At 39.2% G+C, this 20,113-nt stretch carries 14 protein-coding genes and 1 tRNA gene; 6 read left to right on the forward strand and 9 right to left on the reverse strand.

What is annotated here, in order from left to right; all coding sequences use genetic code 11:
• Positions 1–30: 30 nt before the first annotated feature.
• Together H3299_RS13980 and H3299_RS13985 are read right to left on the reverse strand one after the other, a co-directional pair.
• Positions 31–927: a DMT family transporter gene (locus tag H3299_RS13980; RefSeq protein ID WP_182418238.1), complete on the reverse strand. Its 897-nt coding sequence runs from the start codon at positions 925–927 to the stop codon at positions 31–33.
• A gap of 238 nt (positions 928–1,165) precedes the next feature.
• A complete protein-coding gene (locus H3299_RS13985) occupies positions 1,166–1,999 on the reverse strand; it encodes a ferredoxin--NADP reductase (RefSeq protein WP_182418239.1) in 834 nt (277 codons plus the stop codon).
• Positions 2,000–2,445: 446 nt separating this feature from the next.
• On the opposite strand from H3299_RS13985, the gene H3299_RS13990 reads away from it, so the two are divergent.
• Complete coding sequence (locus H3299_RS13990; protein WP_182418240.1) at positions 2,446–3,858, forward strand: phosphomannomutase; 1,413 nt, start codon at positions 2,446–2,448, stop codon at positions 3,856–3,858.
• A gap of 75 nt (positions 3,859–3,933) precedes the next feature.
• Here the strand turns inward: H3299_RS13990 and tolB are convergent, their stop codons facing one another.
• On the reverse strand, positions 3,934–5,256 hold the full coding sequence (gene tolB / locus H3299_RS13995; protein ID WP_182418241.1) for a Tol-Pal system beta propeller repeat protein TolB: 1,323 nt from the start codon (positions 5,254–5,256) through the stop codon (positions 3,934–3,936).
• Between the two features lie 936 nt (positions 5,257–6,192).
• Between tolB and H3299_RS14000 the strand changes: the two genes are divergently transcribed.
• A complete protein-coding gene (locus H3299_RS14000) occupies positions 6,193–6,525 on the forward strand; it encodes a hypothetical protein (RefSeq protein WP_182418242.1) in 333 nt (110 codons plus the stop codon).
• Positions 6,526–6,727: 202 nt separating this feature from the next.
• On the opposite strand, the gene H3299_RS14005 is transcribed toward H3299_RS14000, so the two are convergent.
• From H3299_RS14005 to H3299_RS14020, 4 genes are all read right to left on the reverse strand, one after another.
• On the reverse strand, positions 6,728–7,447 hold the full coding sequence (locus tag H3299_RS14005) for a DNA helicase (RefSeq protein WP_182418243.1): 720 nt from the start codon (positions 7,445–7,447) through the stop codon (positions 6,728–6,730).
• A gap of 357 nt (positions 7,448–7,804) precedes the next feature.
• The gene (locus tag H3299_RS14010; RefSeq protein ID WP_182418244.1) at positions 7,805–9,799 is read right to left on the reverse strand and encodes an SEL1-like repeat protein; all 1,995 of its coding nucleotides are present in this window, start codon (positions 9,797–9,799) and stop codon (positions 7,805–7,807) included.
• A 117-nt stretch (positions 9,800–9,916) separates the two neighbouring features.
• Complete coding sequence (locus tag H3299_RS14015) at positions 9,917–11,890, reverse strand: SEL1-like repeat protein (protein ID WP_182418245.1); 1,974 nt, start codon at positions 11,888–11,890, stop codon at positions 9,917–9,919.
• Positions 11,891–11,908: 18 nt separating this feature from the next.
• Positions 11,909–13,357 carry an SEL1-like repeat protein gene (locus H3299_RS14020; protein WP_182418246.1) on the reverse strand — a complete coding sequence of 483 codons (1,449 nt, stop codon included), beginning with the start codon at positions 13,355–13,357 and terminating at the stop codon, positions 11,909–11,911.
• A 236-nt stretch (positions 13,358–13,593) separates the two neighbouring features.
• Between H3299_RS14020 and H3299_RS14025 the strand changes: the two genes are divergently transcribed.
• Positions 13,594–14,340, forward strand: coding sequence for a hypothetical protein (locus tag H3299_RS14025; RefSeq protein ID WP_182418247.1), 747 nt, complete (start codon positions 13,594–13,596; stop codon positions 14,338–14,340).
• A 104-nt stretch (positions 14,341–14,444) separates the two neighbouring features.
• Here H3299_RS14025 and H3299_RS14030 read toward each other — a convergent pair.
• Positions 14,445–14,519, reverse strand: a tRNA-Gly gene (locus tag H3299_RS14030).
• 381 nt (positions 14,520–14,900) lie between these two features.
• Here H3299_RS14030 and holA point away from each other — a divergent pair.
• The 3 genes from holA to H3299_RS14045 all read left to right on the forward strand — a co-directional run bounded on the left by holA (position 14,901) and on the right by H3299_RS14045 (position 19,076).
• A complete protein-coding gene (gene holA, locus H3299_RS14035; protein ID WP_182418248.1) occupies positions 14,901–15,947 on the forward strand; it encodes a DNA polymerase III subunit delta in 1,047 nt (348 codons plus the stop codon).
• A gap of 382 nt (positions 15,948–16,329) precedes the next feature.
• Positions 16,330–16,893 carry an undecaprenyl-diphosphatase gene (locus tag H3299_RS14040; RefSeq protein WP_182418249.1) on the forward strand — a complete coding sequence of 188 codons (564 nt, stop codon included), beginning with the start codon at positions 16,330–16,332 and terminating at the stop codon, positions 16,891–16,893.
• A gap of 221 nt (positions 16,894–17,114) precedes the next feature.
• Positions 17,115–19,076 carry an ABC transporter ATP-binding protein gene (locus tag H3299_RS14045; protein ID WP_182418250.1) on the forward strand — a complete coding sequence of 654 codons (1,962 nt, stop codon included), beginning with the start codon at positions 17,115–17,117 and terminating at the stop codon, positions 19,074–19,076.
• Between the two features lie 67 nt (positions 19,077–19,143).
• Here the strand turns inward: H3299_RS14045 and nth are convergent, their stop codons facing one another.
• Positions 19,144–19,848, reverse strand: a complete 705-nt coding sequence (nth, locus tag H3299_RS14050) for an endonuclease III (RefSeq protein ID WP_182418251.1) — start codon at positions 19,846–19,848, stop codon at positions 19,144–19,146.
• Between the last annotated feature and the right edge of the window lie 265 nt (positions 19,849–20,113).

Below are 20,113 nucleotides of genomic sequence, written 5' to 3' on the forward strand. Positions count from 1 at the left end.
CATATTAAAAGGAATTGGCAATGTACAATTTTAAATTGCTGGCGCACGGTTTTTAAATGAATCAAGCTCAAGCAGTGCAACTGCAGCCAAAACGAAAATAATTGCCAAATAGCTATTTAGTCCAACATTGTGATGATATGCAAATATATCAAGGGCAAGGGCAACAATCGGTGGAACATATACAATACTGGAGGCAAAAACCGCGCCTGATTTTTCAACAATATAATAATATGCGACATAAGCCACACCGGTACTTAATAAGCCAAGGCCAATAATTAAGCCAATCCATGCTTTGGGATCGTTAAAAATTGGGGCAATATTATTCAATGGAATAAACGGTAAAAGGATAATAATTGCAAACCCTAATTGATAAGTGGTTGATGCAATGATGGGAATATTAAGCGGCATCAAAAATTTTTGTGCATAGACAAAGGAAACACCAAGGCTTAATGACGCTAGAATCATATAGCCAATGCCGATCATATCAAAAGCATGGCTTTCAGCGAAGGGATTGCCAAGCAGCGCAATACCGCAAAAACCAATAAAAATAGCAAAGGCGTTGAGCCAAGTAATTTTTTGCTCTTTTAAAAATAATAAGGCACATAAAAAAGTAAAAAGTGGTGCAGTGCCACTTAAAAGACCAGCGGTGCTGACCGGTAGGCGTATCGCCCCTTCGGCATAAGCAAAATAATAAACGACCATCACCAGTAAAGCCATGATGATGAAGTGGTGGCAGTATCGCAGTTGCGAAACATGCAATGCTTTTTTATATAGTGCATAGAAAAAAACAGGGATAAATCCAAAAATAACGCAAAGCAAAGTTATTTGTGCAGCATCAAGATAGGGAGATGCCCATTTTATAAAAACAAAATTTGTTCCCCAAATAACCCCTAAAAAAATAAAGCTTAAAAGCGCTGTCTTATTCATGCCCTTGACCTAATTATTGCGAATATTGGATGATGGGATTAATTTTTTAACCATCCACAATACTGTTATTTTACGATATGCGTTTTTATTAAATATTACGCAAATTCTTTACCTACAATATAAGGATAAATATCGCAAATAGGCTGTTATATTGCAATGTCAAGGCATCCCAAAGAGTTAAAGCTTTAAGCCCATTTGGGATGTCTTTTTATTGGTGTTTGACTTTTAAAGTCTTTGATTAGTCGACAAAAGCACGCTCAACGACATAAGTTGCTGGTGCATTATTAGCACCTTCCACCAAACCAAATGTTTCGCACATCGCCGCGCAATCCTTAAGCATTGCCATTGAGCCGCAAATCATCACGCGGTCTTCTTCTATATTAATTGCTGGCAAGCCAGTATCTTTGAAAAATTGTCCTGAAAGCATGGTATCGGTGATACGGCCCATATGGGGCGACTGTTCACGAGTGGTCATAGGATAAAATTTCAATTGATTAGCAAATTCACCAATGAGTGGATCTTCATTCACTTGTTTAACCAGATCACGGGCATAATCTAGCTCCGCCAATTCACGGGTTGTTTGAATAAGAATCACTTCTTGATATTTTTCATAAGTTTCTGGATCACGGATAAGGCTAGCAAAAGGAGCAACGCCAGTGCCGGTTGATAAAAGATAAAGCCGCTTGCCGGGAATTAACGCATCCAACACCAAAGTACCGGTTGGCTTTTTGCGCATTAATACTGTGTCACCTACTTTAATTTTTTGCAAATGCTCAGTAAGTGGCCCACCTGGAACCTTGATTGAGAAAAACTCAATTTCTTCGTCCCAAAAGGGGCTAGCAATAGAATAGGCGCGAAAAACTGGCTTTTCAGCATTTGGCAAGCCAATCATGATGAATTCGCCAGAGCGGAAGCGAAAACTTTCTGGCCGCGTAATACGAAATTTGAATAAGCGGTCGGTATAATGCTTAACTTCCGTCACCTTTTCAGCAAAAACATTGGCAGGAATAGGAAAAGATGGAGCAGCCTCTTCTTGTAGGGCTTCAGCAACATTACCAAGCGGCGCATTCATGGGATATATCCTTAAAATTTATAAAAAGCCTTGGCTTCATTTAATCTGGCACATAGCCTATCCACCTTATAGAAGATGTATGAGCAGTTGCCAACATTTCCATTTTATAGTGTGATATATAAAGATAAAAAACTTATCCTTCTAGCTCAAATTTAAGCAATCCTATTTCAAAATGCATTTTTTTTGGCTTTTTAACTGTATTTTATGATCTGAAAGTTTAGAAGAATTCTCAGCTAAGTCATGGATTTTACGAATCTTTAAAAGACAGGACTTATCGTAAGGCTTTATAAAAATCAAAATACTGATTTCAATCACCAAATTTATTTTTCATTTATGTGGTGACGTATGAGAAAAAGTGTCTCTTGATTTTATCAATAAAATGCAACAGCATGACAATTTAGCAAAAGCAACGCATCCATTCATTCCAATTAGGGTAGATCTATATCATGGGCGATTTGAAATTTGGTACCAGCGGTTTACGTGGCTTGGTAGAGGAGCTTGATGATGAAATTTGCCAGCGTTATACGATCGCATTTTTAAGTTTTTTACGCCAATGTGAGGTTATCAATAAGGATAGTACATTATTGGTTGGTCGTGACTTGCGCCAAAGCAGCCAACGTATTGCCAATGCCGTGATGGCGGCAGCTATTGCAGAGGGTTATAAAGTTAAGAATTATGGCCGATTACCAACCCCAGCACTAGCATTATCCGCTCTTTATGAGCAAAGCCCCGCAATAATGGTGACAGGTAGCCATATTCCTGAAGATCGCAATGGTTTAAAATTCTATCGCCCAGATGGTGAAATTACCAAGGTTGATGAACAGGGAATTTTAAACTGTTTGCCTGACCATGCCCCCTATGATGACTTTGAAGTTTTACCCTATAGTTCGCTTGCCGCGCTTGATCGCTACCGCCAACGGGCTTTTTCAGTTCTTCCCTTTGCTAGCCTTTCATCAATGCGCATTGGCGTTTATCAACATAGCTCGGTTGCCCGCGATGTCATGGTGGATATTATTGCCGAGCTTGGAGCGGAGGTAATTCCGCTTCACCGTGCAGAATATTTTATCCCTGTTGATACCGAAGCTTTGCGCCAAGAAGACCGTGACATTGCCAAGCAAGCTGTCAAGGATTATGATCTTGATGCGCTTATTTCCACCGATGGCGATGGTGATCGACCATTGCTTGCCGATAGTGACGGTAATTTTTTGCGTGGTGATATTCTTGGTATGCTGACGGCAAAATTTTTAAATGCCGATGCGGTGGTAACTCCGGTCACCTCAACATCACTTGTTGAAACCTCTAACTGGTTTTCCCATGTTTATCGCAGTAAAGTTGGCTCGCCTTATGTTATTGCCGATATGAACGAAGCCGAGCAAGATGGCTCATCAATGATTATAGGTTTTGAGGCTAATGGTGGCGTATTGCTTGGCAGCGATGCCGCTTTAGAAAATGGTGTTCTACCAGCCTTGCCAACCCGCGATGCATTATTACCGATTCTATGTGTTTTAGGCCTAGCGCAAATGAATAATTTGCCGATTAATGCGCTTTGTAAGGGATTACCACTACGCTTTACCGCTAGCAGCCGAGTGCAAGGCATTCCAAGTGAAAAAACCGAAAAATTTCTTATCCTGCTTTCCAATGGTACTGAGCGTATTCGCTTTTTTAAACCCTTTGGTACCATTAAAAGTTGGGACGCAATTGATGGTTTGCGGGTTATTTTACAAAATGGCGAAATTATCCATTTTCGCGCCTCTGGCAATGCGCCGGAACTACGTTGCTATAGTGAAGCGTCAAGTCAGCAGCGTGCCAACCAACTGGTTGCGGAAGGTTTAGAACGCGCTTTGGCAGAATTATCATAAGGATAAAAGTTTTACGTAAATGAAAAAGGCACAGAGTAATCTGTGCCTTTTTATTTTTGCATTTGCTTTGAATAATTATTTTAACAAAGGTGACCAAGCTGGGTCTGATGCGTCATTTGGGGTTGGTAATTGACGTTCATTGCGGCCAGAAACATCGATTGTATAAAGCTTTGCGCCTCTGCCCTGATCTTGACGGAAAAACATGATTACGCGGCCATTTGGCGACCAAGTAGGGCCTTCATTATGGAAGCCACTAGTTAATATACGCTCATCAGTACCATCAGGGCGCATAACACCGATGGAAAATTGCCCCTGCAATTGCTTGGTAAAGGCAATATAATCTCCGCGTGGCGACCAAACTGGGGTTGAATAGCTACCATCACCAAAAGAAATTGGCTTTTGATCGCTACCATCAGCATTCATCACATAAAGTTTTGGCTTTCCAGAACGGTCAGAACCAAAAACAATCTTACTACCATCGGGCGAGTAAGATGCTGATGTATCAATTGCTAAGGTTGATGTAAGGCGCGTTGTCATATGTGAGCGCAAATCCATAACGTAAAGATTGGAACTACCATTATCTTGCAAAAGACTCATGACAACCTTTTGCCCATCGGGTGAAAAACGTGGCGCAATGGTCATATTGCTAAAAGGAACTGGCTCTCTTTGTCCGCTTTCAATTTGTTGCAAATAGACCCTTGGCACATTATCACTGCCATAGGCCATATAGGTAATTTCTTGCTGGGTTGGCGAGAAGCGCGGTGTTAAAACAAGCTCTTGTCCGGTAGATAAATAGCTAACATTAGCACCATCTTGGTCCATAATCGCAAGACGCTTAACACGCTTATTACGTGGACCTGTTTCGTCAATAAATACGATTCGTGTGTCAAAATAGCCGCTTTCACCAGTCATTTTTTCATAAATAATATCAGCGATTTGGTGGGCAATGCGGCGTTTTGAAGCTGTTGTCACAACCGAGGATATAAAATAGCGCCCTTCAAGCTGATCTTGTTTAAATACGTCCCAAAGACGGAAATCAACACGCAATTGACCGTTAGGTTGGGTTACAACGCGCCCTGTAACGAGACCTTGTGCACCAATTTGTTGCCAATCATTATAGCGTGGAATAGCATCAGGATTGGTAATGCGCTCTAAAAATGCCGTTTGATCAAGCGGTTGGAAAAGACCCGAACGCTCAAGATCTGCGGCAATAATTTGGCTAATTTCAGCCCCTGTTTGATCACCCGATAAAAAATCAGTGATTGCGATAGGAATCGGCTTAAACTGATTAGCCGTTACATCCACAACAAGCTGTGCCTGCCCTGGTCTTATCAATGCTGCCAGCGTGCCAAACATTAAACAGATGATAAACAAGGAATGCCGTGTAAGACGAAACATGTTTGATCCGAACCTTTCAAGAAAAATAGTTTTGTCGTTTATATCAATAATATCTTTTTGTTTGTTTAATGGCACAAAATTATTTTGGTTTATTTGGTGCATTTGATTTTTATAACAACCCAAAAGACGAATTATAATAAAAGCATACATAGCCTATAAATGTGGTAAAATGAACCCATTCACTATTAGGATCTTTGGTTCCACTAGCCGTGCCATAGTAACGCGATAGGCTTTATTCAATTTTGCAGCACCTGCTGCATTTCGCCAACTTCTATCATCAATAGCAAGGGGTTCAAAACTTTTGTTAAAATTAAAATGGGATTTATTTTAGCTCTTAAATTATGGAGTGACCTTATTAAAATAAACTCGTGGGCCTAGATACTTTATCATAGGCTCACCACATTTCCATTCATCGCTTACTGGGAAATATCCCATTAAAATGTCTTCATATCCATTGAGTTGTAATTCGACAAAAGAAGAAGGACGATATGATTCATTAATAAGGTCAAGATCTACATCACCAGATGGTTGATAATTTATGCATTCATCTGGTGATGCAAATGATACTGAAAATTCATTATCCCATGCTACAACTCCAATTGAATCTAGAGTGTAAAAAACAATTTCAGAATTGTCTACATTGGGATAAAAAAAGTATAACCTCAGTTTTACTTCCTTAACAGTGGATACTAAAGAGCTGCTTTTGGCAATTCTCTTAATAACTTTATTGGGATAAGGACTATTATAAATTTAACTTTTAAATATATAAAAATTATTTCTAACAAACCACCTAGCACCTTTAATGCACCTGTTTATGATCCCATCAGCAATAGGGTAATTATTGCATTAAGAGGGGATAATATCGAATTATAGTTTTTGATTTGACGATCAAACAGTGTTTGGGACTATTTTCTCTTAATTCTTACTATTGTGTGTATGAGTAAAGCTGCATTAATATTGCCACCAATTATACTGGGAATAGTTGTTGATGCTATGAATAATGCTATAGGCTTTAATGTGGTTGGACTAAATAATTGGCTTTTTCTCTTTGCTTTTGCAGCCTTGATACAAGTATTTTTTATCCCCTCAAAGGCAGTGATACTCACCAATTTTGTACAAAAAGCTGTTCGTAATGCATCGGTTAGTTGGACACATGCTTTGCTCGGCAAGGAATTTGCACTGTTTAATACAACACGACTTGGTCTGCTCATTCAAGGTTTTGAAAGAGATGTAACAGCCCAAGAAAATTTTTGCATTACGTCATCATAACCATTTTGCCACTATTTATACAATTAACTATTATGGTGGTTTTTGGGTAGTGCTAGTTGGGTTTTATATCTTTGCATAACTCATTATATTATAATTTATCGTCGCCAACATATTGATGATGTAGATGATTGTGAGGATAAACCTGTTGGTGAAATGACAATTGAGGTTGAATCGCTTTTGCAAAACAACCAATGTCTGCATATTATGCGGTTGGGCTAACTAGCTTAAGGTTTTTTTCATGCAAAAGGCATATGTTGTCAAACAAGGTAAGATCAATTGGATTAGGCAGTCGTATATCGATTAAATTAGGAAAATTGCGTCCGCTTAATTCAAATTTTCGATCAATTTGGCTGATGAAAATAAGAATAATTTTTTGCTGCATGGCAAATGTTTTTAACAAGGATATTTGTTCGATTAGTGGTGGCTTATCATGCCTTTGGTCTAATAATTGTAAATAATCAATAATCGCAAAAGATCTCGATGGCATTGTTTTTGTAATATTTATAATATAGTTGGCGCAAATATCTTCTGAAGTATCAATGATAAGCTTTTCTAGCCATTGATTTGGCGCAACACCAATTTTTTGTAAACGTTTATGAACGTCCATTTGGTTATATTCGAGAGTGAAAAATACACCTTTATGACCAAATGCGATTGCCTCACGCGCTATTTTTAAACTTAAAAGTGTTTTACCTTGCCTTGGTCGGGCTGCCACTAAAATCAAATCACCATTTTTAAACTTGGTAAATAAATCGCCGAATTTATTACTTTGATAAGCACGCAGCAGCAAGGTCCAGCTTTTATGCCCATTTTCCCTAGCAATGCGGTTCAATGCTTTCACATGGGCGATTTTTTCTAAGCGCACCAATTGTTTGGCTTGGCGTTTTAGTTGATGAAGTGGTATTCTTTGAATGTTGTTCATAAAATTAACAACCTTAAATCGCAAATTTATGATAATCCCTCCTCATATCATCTCGCGATATTAGCTGTTACTTAGATCGTTATACCTACACAAAAAGTGCTTTCCCATCTGGAGGGGGGAGGCTTGGCATAGCCTCAAATCTTCTATCACATTGTTGATAAAAAACCATATAAAAATTCATCATTATTTCAATTAAATAGGATTTTAACTGCAGGGTTCTATTTTTTAATTGAGCCTGTCTTAGATAATGAAAATTGTCGAAGGTTAGACTTTTTTTAAAAAACATGATTTTACCGAGCATATTTTTTACAATTTCTCCCCAAATAATGCGCTACCAAAACGAATGTATTACTAAAATTAATGTGTTAGCGGTGGTACATAATTATCAAGTTCTTTTAACAGTTCTTGCGCATTTTGATGGTTCTGCTCCGCCGCAAGATGCAACCATTTTAATGCTTTTTCTTTATCATAATTTAAGTTTTGCTCATTACTATAGAGTTGCCCTAAATGAAATTGTCCATCGGCATTGCCTTTTTCGGCAGCAAGACGAAACCAGTGCATTGCTTGCTGTAAATCTTGTTTTACATCCTCGCCATCTTGATAAAGTACTCCCAAATTTAACTGTGCGAATAGCTCATCTTGTTCAGCAGCAAGATGGAAAAGGCGTAGAGCTTCTTTCATGTCCTTTTCTACGCCTGTGCCAAACATATATAAAAAGCCAAGGTTAATTTGCGCGCCGGAATTGCCTTGTTCTACTGCGAGTTGATAGAGCTCTGCCGCTTTGGTTACATCTTGTTGAACGCTATAGCCTTGTTCATAGTAAATGCCGAGGTTAAACTGCGCCCAATGATGGCCTTGATCTGCCGCCAATCCATATAATCTTGCCGCTTCATCGATATTTTTTTTAACGCCTTCACCATCAGCGTACATACGGGCTAGGGCATATTGGGCGTTATCAAAGCCTTGATCTGCAGCTAATTTAAAAAAATGTGCCGCCTTTATTCTATCTTGTACAACATCATTGCCAGCCTCATAAATAAGACCTAAATTATATTGTGCCTCCATATTGCCTTGATCTGCTGCCAATTGACAAAGACGCACCGCTTCTTGCTTATCTTGTTTAACACCTTCACCCAATTGATATAGCATTGCTAAATGTAGCTGCGCCCAGTCATGACCGTTTGCGGCAGCAAGGCTATATAGGCGTACAGCTTCTTGCTTATCGGCAATAACATCTTCGCCAGTATCATATTTAGCCGCTAAGCAAAATTGTGCTTCAGCCATGCCCTGTTCAGCGGCAAGTTTAAAATACTCCAGAGCTTGTGGTTTATCTACTGCTACCCCATCACCATCGTATAACATGCGGGCAAGATTATATGTTGCAAGGTTATTGCCAAGTTCACTTGATTTTTTTAAAAGTTTTAATGCCTCTTTTGGGTTTTTAGGAACACCATCACCGGTAAGATGCATGATAGCGAGGCTATTTAGTGCTACCGCATCATTTTTTTCGGCTGCAAGACGGTTAAGCCGTAGGGCTTCAGCAGTGTTTTTTTCTACACCATCGCCATGTTGATACATATTAGCCAAAAAAGCTTGCGCAAAATTTTGTCCTTGCTTAGCGGCCAAACGGTACCAATGAATAGCTTTTTGTTTGTCTTGCTTTAAACCTTCGCCGGTCTGATAGGCTATAGCCAATTTGCATTGAGCATCGGCATCACCTTGTTCAGCTGATAATTTATACCATTTGGCAGCTTCGCTGCTATCTTTTTCAAAGCCCAAACCATTTTCATACATAAAACCAAAATAATATTGTGCGGTTCTATTATTTTGCTTTGCACTTAACCGAAATAGCCTCGCTGCCTCAACATAATCTTGTTCTACCCCTTGGCCATTTTGATACATTATGCCTAGGTTAAGTTGCCCGATACTATCGCCTTGCTCAACCGCCAAACGATAAAGGCGTATGGCTTCACTTTCATTTTGCTCAACACCATCACCATTTGCATACATAAGACCGAGGTTTACTTGGGCAGCTACAATTCCTTGCTCTGCGGCAAGTTTGCACCAATGGGCAGCTTCCTGCATATCTTGCATAACACCATTACCCGACAGATAAAGCATTGCAAGATTGGATTGTGCTTCTCCATTACCTTGCTCGGCAGCGAGACGAAAAAGCCTTGCCGCTTCTTGTTTGTCTTGGGGGATTGCCGTGCCTGATAGATACATGGCAGCCAATTGCACTTGTGCCTTGGCATCGCCTTGCTTGGCTTTTCCTTGTAAATCTGAAACTGAAATTTCATCTTTTGAGTTTTTAAAAAGAAAATTTTTAACAAATTTAAAAATGTTTTTCATTTTATACTCGCTTAAAGGTTTTTAAATTTATGAAGATAAAAATAGGGAAGTAAAATTATGATTTTTTATTTGTATTTTTAAAATATAATAAACGCAATAGGTTTTGATTGGCATAGATTATTTTTTTAACCTTTCTGATGCATCTTCATTACCTTGCGCGGCGGCCTGTTGGTAAAATTCTAAGGCTTTTGCTATGTCTGGGGCGACACCTTTGCCAAGTTCATAAATGGTGCCAAGATTATATTGCGCAATATCATTACCTTGTTCAGCAGCAAGCTTATACCAATGCAGTGCCTGCTGCCGGTCTTGTTGGATGAACTCACCTTGTTCAAATAAAGCGGCTAAGGTTAATTGACCAAACACATCGCCTTGCTTTGCCGCAAGATGAAAATACTTTAAAGCTTCATCCATATCTTTTGAAACGCCTTTTCCTTGATAAAAAAGTGTGCCAAGCAACAATTGGGCCCTTGCATATTGTTGGTCTGCGGCGAGACGGAGTAAGCGAACGGCTTCTTGCAAGTTTTGTTTAACGCCATCCCCATCTTTGTATAATAATGCAAGTAACATTTGTGCATTAGCATTACCTTGATTGGCGGCAAGGCGGTAAAGTCTTATTGCCTCATTAATATCTTGCTTTACATTTTTACCGTTGCAATAGCGTAGCGCAAGATTAATTTGTGATGCTGTGAGACCTTGTTTTGCTGCCAAATGATAATAAGCCATGGCTTTTTCTATGTCTTGTTCTACCCCGTCACCATTTTCATAAATGACTGCAAGATTATGCAACGCTTCGCTATAGCCTTGTTCGGCAGCAAGATGATATAAGCGCAATGCTTCTTTGGTATTTTGCTCTATACCATCGCCGCTTTCATATAATAAGGCTAAATTATTTTGTGCAGCTTCATGGCCTTGTGCCGCGGCTAATTGAACAAGGCGCAAGGCTTCTGCTTTGTTTACTGCACAGCCTTCACCATTGGTTAGCATAACCGCAAGCCTTGCTTGCGCTGGTGCAAAGTTTTGATCGGCAGCTAAGCGGTACCAATGGACTGCTTTGGCAGAATTTTTTTCTAATAATTCACCTAGATCATAAATAACTGCAAGGTTCATTTGTGCAAATATATTACCAGAATTTGCCGATAGACTAAATAAGCGCAGAGCCTCAGTTACATTTTTCTCAACGCCCAATCCTTTCCTATAGGCGTTACCTAACTGATTTTGCCCGTTACTATCACCCTGTTCTGCCGCCAATCGATATAATCTAATCGCTTCAGCAATATTTTGTTGAAGCCCATCGCCTTTTTCGTAGATAAGGCCTAAATTGGCTTGTGCGCCACTGTGTCGTTGTTTTGCTGCAAGACGATACCAAAAAATTGCTTTTTGCATGTCTTGCGGGATGTCATCACCAGCTTGATAAAGATTGGCTAGGGCAAATTGGGCTAGATCAGAACCTTGTTCAGCCGAAAGCGTGTACCATTGGATAGCTTTTCCTATATCCTTTTCAACGCCAGTGCCATTTTCATACATAAAGCCTAAGCAGTATTGGGCATTTTTAAATCCCTGTTCGGCAGCATAATAAAATAGCCTAAAGGCTTCATGGTCATCTTTTTTAATGCCATCGCCTCTTTGATACATGGCACCTAAGTTTATATGGGCAATAGCGCTTTTTTGTTCTATCGCTAATTGGTATAGCCGCACAGCCTCATCATAATTTAGTGGGATGCCGTCGCCAGTTTCATACATTAAGGCAAGATTAACTTGTGCTGGTACAAAATTTTGCTGGGCTGCAAGCCTATACCAATGCAAAGCCAATTGTTTATCTTGCAAAATACCTTGACCATGTTGATAGGCAAGTGCAAGATTAAACTGTGCTTGCGCATTACCTTGTTCGGCGGCAAGGCGATAAAGCCGATTGGCTTCTTGCTTATTGGCAATAACACCATTGCCATGGTAATACATAAAGCCTAATTCTGTCTGTGCGTATTGATCGCCATTTGCAGCTTGTTCTTGCAAATCAGCAATAGAATCGCTTGGCTTTGTATCGGCAAAAAGGCATTTAAATTTTTTAAGCAAAAAATTGAAAATATTTATCATGGTTTTCCCGCTAGGCTTTTAGCTAATAGATCGCGCAATTTCTTTTAAAAATTTAAGTGCATCTTCATCGCCGCTTTCTGCTGCACAATTAATCCATTTTAATCCCTCGGTTTGATTTTTTTCAACGCCGTTGCCATGATAAATCATGCGCCCCAAATTAAATTGGCCATCACTGAGCCCTTGGTTTGCGGCAAGGCGATAAAGGCGGAGGGCTTCTTGATAATCTTGATTTATACCCAAACCCTTTTCATACATTGAACCAAGATTGGCTCGACCGTAGGCACTTTCTTGATCGGCGGCAAGGCGATAAAGGCGGAGAGCTTCTTGGTAATCTTGTTTAACTCCGTCACCATCTTCATAAAGTGAGGCTAAGTTAACTTGAGCATAGGCGTTACCTTGTGCAACGGCTAATTGATAATAATAGGCGGCTTTTTCTTTATCTACGTCAACGCCGTCGCCTATTTCATACATATAAGCGATATTATTTTGTGCATATGCTAAACCTTTCGCCGCAGCGAGTTGGTAAAGGCGCAAGGCTTCTTGCTTATTTTGTTCAAAATATTCGCCGTTACTATATTTTACCGCTAAATTATACTGCGCCTCAGGACTTCCTTGCGCTGCTGCTAATTGGTAATAACGAATAGCCTCAGTTATGTTTCTCTCAAAATCCAAGCCATCATGATACTTTTCTGCTAATGCCAATTGTGCCGAAATATTTCCTTGTTCCGCGGCTTGTTTCAAAAAACGTTCGCATTCACGGTTATCATGTTCAACGCCTAATCCGTGATTATAAAGCCCTGCTAGCATGTATTGGGCTTCATCATCGCCCTGTTCTGCTGCTAAGCGATAAAAATAGGCAGCTTTTTGGTAATCTTGTTCAACGCCTTCTCCATCCTTAAAAAGGTGCGCAAGCGTGCGTTGGGCTTGTAAATGACCTTGTTCTGCGGCCAATTGGTATAACCTAACCGCTTCGCTAATATTTTTTTCAATGCCATAGCCATGTTGATACATGAGGGCTAAATTAATTTGTGCAACTTCATTGCCTTGCTCTGCGGCTAAGTGATAAAGTTGCGCTGCCTCTTCCAAGTAATGGGGAATATTTTGATCTTGCATATATAAAAGTGCTAAATTAACTTGCGCGGTAGCATTACCTTGGTCAACAGCAAGGCGTAACCATTCCATAGCTTGTTGTTTATCTTGAGTTACACCTTTTCCCTTGAGATGAAGATAACCCATATAGGCTTGTGAGGCAGCATCACCTTGTAAAGCTGCTTTGCGGTACCAGTAAGCGGCTTCGGTGATATTTTGAGGGATGCCATCGCCACGCTCATAATTTCCAGCAAGGCATATTTGCGCGTCTAGGCTACCTTGTTTTGCTTGTTCAATTAAATGTGGAAGTATAAATTGTTTAAGAGGAGCTCTTAAAGATTCATCGTTTAATATTTTAAAAAGCTCATCTTTGTCCACGAAAATGCTCCAGCACTAGTAATTTAAGTCTGATCTTATTTTATCGACTATGTATAATTAACCGCTATAATGACTTTTAAGCAATAAATTTTCTTCATTGTTTAAATAATAGATTGAAAAATAAGCGATAGACAGAAGCTATTGTTCTTTTGGTATTTTATGTTCTTTAAAACTTGTGAAAGAATAGAAAAAATATTCAATATTTATGCGTTTAATTATAAATGAATGGAATTATTATGGAAAATTCTAATCGCTTTGAAATAACTGATGGGGTCTTATTAGAAATTACTGAAAGTCCAGTGTTTTCAGACGCAACAATTCACTTTCAGATTGCGCCTACAGGAATATTTGCTTATTTGATAAAATCTCAAAACATCGACATTTGTACTCCATATGATATATTAACAAGCCAAGATATTTTTTGCTTTGATAAAAATGGGGAGTTCTCTTCGGTAAAATGTGCTTCTTCTAATCAAAATAGGAAGACAAAAATATATGACCGCCTTGATTATAAAAAAATAAGATTTGGAAAACTATCTTTATCTGGCACATTGCTGCCTTTTGAGGGAACATCATTTAGATATTTAAATCAAGATGAAAGATATTACCTTTGTTTTTACAAGATTGAAGATTTAAAAAATTCAGAAATTATTTTTTTATCTGATGATTTTGCTTTTATTATCAAAGATAGAAAATATGTTGGGTGGTATTTGAAAAATCCACTAAATTATTTATGTGACGAGCATATTCAACCCAAGCTACCATTTACTGATGTTAACGATGCTGATTATGAGGTATTTAACATTTTTTTAAATGTATTTTCTGACAATCGACTTTATGAATTAGATGAAGATTACGATAAATTAGCAGTTGAGATTTGGACTATTATTTCTAAAGTTGCGCCTAAAATTCAAAACGAACAGCGTCGTCAAATATTTTTAAATGCAGCCAAATATTATTATGATTTGAACGTTTTTGAGTAAAACTTAATTTATTTTGAAAATTTATGATTCAATGAAAATTATTGACTATTAAAGTTTTCACTGCATCTATTGGGAGTTCGTTAATAAATCAGTTTTTAGGAAACTGGAGCGGGCGATGGGATTCGAACCCACGACCCCAACCTTGGCAAGGTTGTGCTCTACCCCTGAGCTACGCCCGCTCATTTAGCGTATCGAAGCATTGCGCTTCGTTTCAAGACTGGCGTTATATGCCGCAATGGTGTTGAGAATGCAATAACAAAATTTGTTTTTTGCAAAAAAAAATGCAACCACTTGTTTTTATAATAAAATTTATCAATCTATATTATTGGATTTTTGTGATAAAATTTCGCCTTGGCAAAGATTTGATTCTTTTTTTTAATATATGAACACTTATATAATAAATTTAGATCCTTTTAGTTTTGCTTTTGAGATGGTATTAAAAAAGACAACCACCAATTTACCGCAGCTTATGAGGCTGATAAATGCTTTTGCTGTTGCTTAACCAAGCATCAAGCCTTAAATCAAAACTACATTTATTAAATCAAAGGATTCTTAGCAAAATGGCGCAACGAAAAGCCCATGAGGTGGATGGTTTTATTCTCAAACCCTCATCAACTTTTCCCATCGTTCTGGTCTATGGGCCAGATAAAGGTCTTGTGTCCGAACGCGCAACACTGTTTGCTAAAAATACTGGCATTGATTTACAAGATCCGTTTTCAACTTTAAAAATTGATGCAAGTGAAATTGATAGCGATCCTGCCCGCCTTGGTGATGAAGCTCGCACCGTGACGCTTTTTGGTGGTCAGCGTTTAATATGGGTACGCAATGCAAGCGCTCAAAAAGGACTTGCCGACGCGGTTAAGTGGTTAATAGCAACACCGCCACAAGGCGCTTACGTCTTAATCGAAGCTGGGGATTTGAAAAAAGGCGTGACTGGCTTACGCGGTATTGTCGAGGCTGGTTCCTGCTCCATGGCACTTCCTTGCTATAGCGATAATCAAAGTGGCATTGATGCGCTGATTGATCAAGTGCTTGATGAATTTTCCATGAAAATATCTATGGACGCGCGTAAATGGCTGCGTGAAAGTCTTGGTGCTGACCGCTTGGCATCACGCGGCGAATTGGAAAAACTCTGCTTTTATGCCAAGGGCCAAGATGAAATCAGCGTAGATGATGTTGCTCATGCGGTAAGCGATGTCAGCGCGCTTTCGCAAGATGAAATTATTGATACTGTGCTTTCTGGCAATATTGATAGTTTTAACCAGCATTTTGATCGGCAGGTTGAAAGCGGCGCAGCCTTATTTCTTGTATTAAGTGCAGCGCAAAGACAATTTCAACAATTAATGCAAATGCGAGCTCATATGGATAATGATAGGGCATCAGCGAGCCAATTGGTAAAATCCGCTCGTCCGCCAATATTCTTCAAACGAGCACAAATTGTAGAGCGCGCATTAAATAGCTGGACGATGCCGCGCATCATTCGCGCTATGGAGCGGCTGCAAAACGCCGTTCTTGAAAGTCGTAAATCGGCGGCACTTAGCGTGCCAATTATCCGTCAAACATTGCTGGCTTTAACGGTTGAGGCTGCCCGTTCATCACAACGTTGATAAAATGATAAGCGAACATTGACGTTTTTAAATGCCCTATAAATTTTACGGTCTTGGTGGATTTTATATTGGCTTTTCTTGAACTCTTATCTTCATCTGCACAATGTGCATTAAAACTTGCGAAGACTTATTTGGGGCTTTTTTTTAAAAGCCAGTTGAATAAGAGTTTGAGCGTTTACTCAACCTTCAAGGTTTAAATTTATATTTTAGATTGGATAATTATAATATATGCCTAGTTAAAGCCAAAAATAAAACTTACGAATATGTGGTATACACCACGTACTCCAAAATTTGGGATGGCGAAGCCTATGTTTATTGGCAAGCGTTCATCCTAAGCATTTTATTATAAAAATTAAATGCGCTTATTATAAATGGACAAAATATGCTTTCAACGATTGATACATTTTTAGCTCAAAGCCTTGCTGGCAGCAGTGAAACTCCAACATTGATCATTTGGTTTGGAATTTTTTGCGCCAAAGGGCTGCTTTATTTTATACCGCTTCATTTATTACTTTTATGGTTTGCAGGGGGGAAGTTTGAAAGACGTGCCGCTTTGACAATTGTCGCAAGTATCATAACTGGCTTATTTATTGGTTATTTAATAAGCCTTGGATTTTATCGAGAACGCCCCTTCGTCGCTGGTATTGTTGAAGCACTTATTCATCATTCGCCGAATGCGTCATTTCCGTCTAACCACGCTACCATTTGTGCGGCTTATTTTTTCAGTCTTTATTTATTACGCTATAAAATGGCGGCAAAATTTGCGCTTGGCTTATTAGTTCTTGTCTGCTGGGGACGTATTTTTGTTGGTGTTCATTATCCTTTTGATATTTTGGCAGGCATTATCGTTGGTGGTCTTAGCGCTTATGGCTGCACCCGCTTTGTTTTGCCTAGAATTCCAACGATTTTAACTGCTTTTCCAACTCAAAAAATGGAAAATAGATAAGCTGCTCTTATAATTTAACAAAGCTGATAAGCCTAAATCTATTAAAATGCATTTATTTTTGTTTTAAAATGCTAGCAATGATTCTTACTAAATAGCCTTGCTTCGGCAGAATATATTATTAGAATCTAATGTTTTAGGTGATGGCGTTTTTAAATCACTTGTAAGTCAGGCGTAATGCCGATAAAATGCGCCAAAAGAAATAAAAAGGTATTTTGACCAATATGGCAAAAAAAACACAGAAATTGTCAGAAAATGATATGACGCTAATCAAGCGCTTGCTTAGTGAAAATTTTCGCAAACATTTTTTTCACTATTTTCTAGCAATTATCTCCATGCTTATCATTGCAGCAACAACTGCCTTTAGCGCTTATATTATGAAGCCAATGGTTGACGGCTTGGTTGTTGACAAAAATAAAAGCCATGTTTTTATGGTGGCAATCTTTATCGCTTGTATTTTTGTTGTGAAAGGTTTTGCAACATTTTTTAATTCGCTTTATCTAGCAAGAGCCGGTAACAGCGTTGTGGCTGAGCAACAAAAGAAGGTCTATGCGCGTATTTTATCGCAAGGGGTTGCGTTTTTTCAAAAAAATGCGCCAGCTGATCTTTTAATGTTGGTAACCAATTTTTCGCAAATGGCGCGCGGTGTCATTGATTTGTTGGTGACGACCTATGTCCGTGATCTTTTCCAAGTTGTTGGTCTTTTAGCTGTGATGCTTTACACAAATTGGCTATTAACTTGCATTTCGCTTCTAATTGGGCCTTTGGCATTTTTGGGTGTGCGTATCCTTACCAAAAAAGTTAAAAAAATTATGGCAAAGGAAATGGCCTCCTTAACCGCCATTATTCAAATTATGCAAGAGACATCTATTGGTATTCGGGTGTTGAAAGCCTTTGCGCTTGAGCCAAAGATGCAAGCGCGTATGAACAGCGCGATTAGTGATGTTGAATCGCGCTCAAATTCCATTGCGTTTTATAGTGCGGCAACCGCACCGGTTATGGAAACCCTTGCCGGTCTTGCTATTGCTGTAGTCATTGCTTTTTCAGGTGTAATGGTGATTGATCATGGGGCAAGCCCTGGTGATTTAATGTCATTTATTACCGCTCTTCTTCTTGCTTATGAGCCAGCCAAACGTATTGCCAATACACGTGTCAAACTTGAGACTTTGATGATTGGTGTTCGCATGCTTTATCAAGTTATGGATCATCCTTTAACCCTCGTTGAATCCAAAAATGCCAAGACTTTAACTGCATCAAAGGGTGAAGTGGCTTTTTCTGATGTTAAATTTGCCTATCCTGAGGGTGATGACGTTCTCCATGGTATTAGTTTAGCAATTCCTGCCGGTAAAATGACCGCTCTCGTTGGCGCTTCAGGATCAGGTAAATCGACGATGATCAATTTAATTATGCGCCTTTATGATCCAACACAAGGGCAAATTTTTATAGATGGTCAAGATATTAAGGAAGTAACCTTTGCCTCATTGCGTGATGCAATGTCCTATGTTGGACAAGACACATTTCTTTTTAAAGGCAGCGTAAAACATAATATTAGCATGGGGCGCCCTGATGCTAGTGACGAGGAAATTATTGCTGCGGCCAAAGACGCAAATGCTCACGAATTTATTATTAAACTTCGTGATGGTTACGATACCGATATTGGTGAAAATGGTGGCAATCTTTCTGGTGGCCAACGCCAACGTATTGCCATTGCGCGCGCCATGCTACGCAATGCGCGCATTCTCATTCTAGATGAGGCAACCAGTGCCCTTGATTCAGAATCTGAAGCATCGGTACAACAAGCCTTGGATCGTCTCACTGATGGTCGAACCACAATCGTTATTGCCCATCGTCTTTCAACCATTGCCAATGCCGATAAGATTGTTGTTATGCAACACGGTAATATCATTGAGCAAGGGACACAAGCCCAATTGCTCGCCAAGGAAAATGGTGTTTATGCACGCCTTCATGAATTGCAATATCGCAATGGTGGGATTGGCAGCAATGAAAGTTTGGAAGATCTTATCAATGAAAATGACGATCTATCAAAAATCGAAGGTTATAGGATAGCAACGGCAAAATCTGCACCAGAGCAACTTAACCAAACTGATATGGAAACGGCTGAAAAGGATGATCTTCAAGATGTGCCAATGGGGACACGCGGTGGTCCGGCAATCCAACGTAGCTAAAATTTCACCATAGGTACAAATTTTATATCTTTATTAAGGGGTATTTTGTTTGAATACGAAATGCCCCTTAATTTATAACCATGATAGGCGCAGGAATTGCATTGGTTTTAACTGCAGCGTGACAAATATCTGCAATTATGCAAGCTTTGCAATCTGGTGTTCGCGCCTTGCACACATAGCGGCCATGTAAAATCAACCAATGATGGGCATTTTTTAAATAGGCTTTTGGAATAATTTTTAATAATTTTTCCTCAACCTCGTCAGGAGTTTTCCCCGGCGCAAGCCCAAGGCGATTACCAATGCGAAAAATATGGGTATCCACCGCCAATGTGGGCTTATCATAAATAATATTTAACACCACATTAGCCGTTTTTCTGCCAACACCAGCAAGGGTAATCAAAGCGTCACGGTTATCCGGCACTTGACTATGAAAATTGGCAATGAGTGATTTTGACAAGGCAATGACATTTTTTGCTTTGCTGCGCCAAAGCCCTATAGTGCGGATATATTCGCCCAACCCCTCCTCACCAAGCTCCACCATTTTTTCAGGTGTATCGGCAACTTTGAATAATTCCTTTGTCGCCTTATTCACCCCAATATCAGTTGCTTGCGCCGATAATGCAACCGCAACAAGTAAAGTAAAGGCATTGGTATAACGCAGCTCACTTTCAGGATTGGGTCGCTGCAATGAAAAGCGATGGAAAATTTCTTCAATTTCCTCTTTGGTATATAAAGTACCAGCAACGCGGCGTGCTTTTTTAATTGCAGTCATTATTGAATCGGTCCAATTGTAATGAGGTGATTTCTTTACTTAGAGCATTTTTAAAAAACTGTGAAGCAATTTCCAAAATCTGCATTGATAGATTTTGCAATCGCTTTACGTCTATAAGATGATATTTAAAGTCGCATTTTTAAATAGCGGCTTGTGGTTTTTCCTAAAACTTTAGCGTATTGGACAACAGGCATTGATTATCATTTGAATTGAAAGAGGATGAATACAGTTTAAAAGCTAAAACTTATCCCCAGCCGATAACGTT

This window comes from Bartonella sp. HY038 (assembly GCF_014117425.1).
GTDB lineage: Bacteria > Pseudomonadota > Alphaproteobacteria > Rhizobiales > Rhizobiaceae > HY038.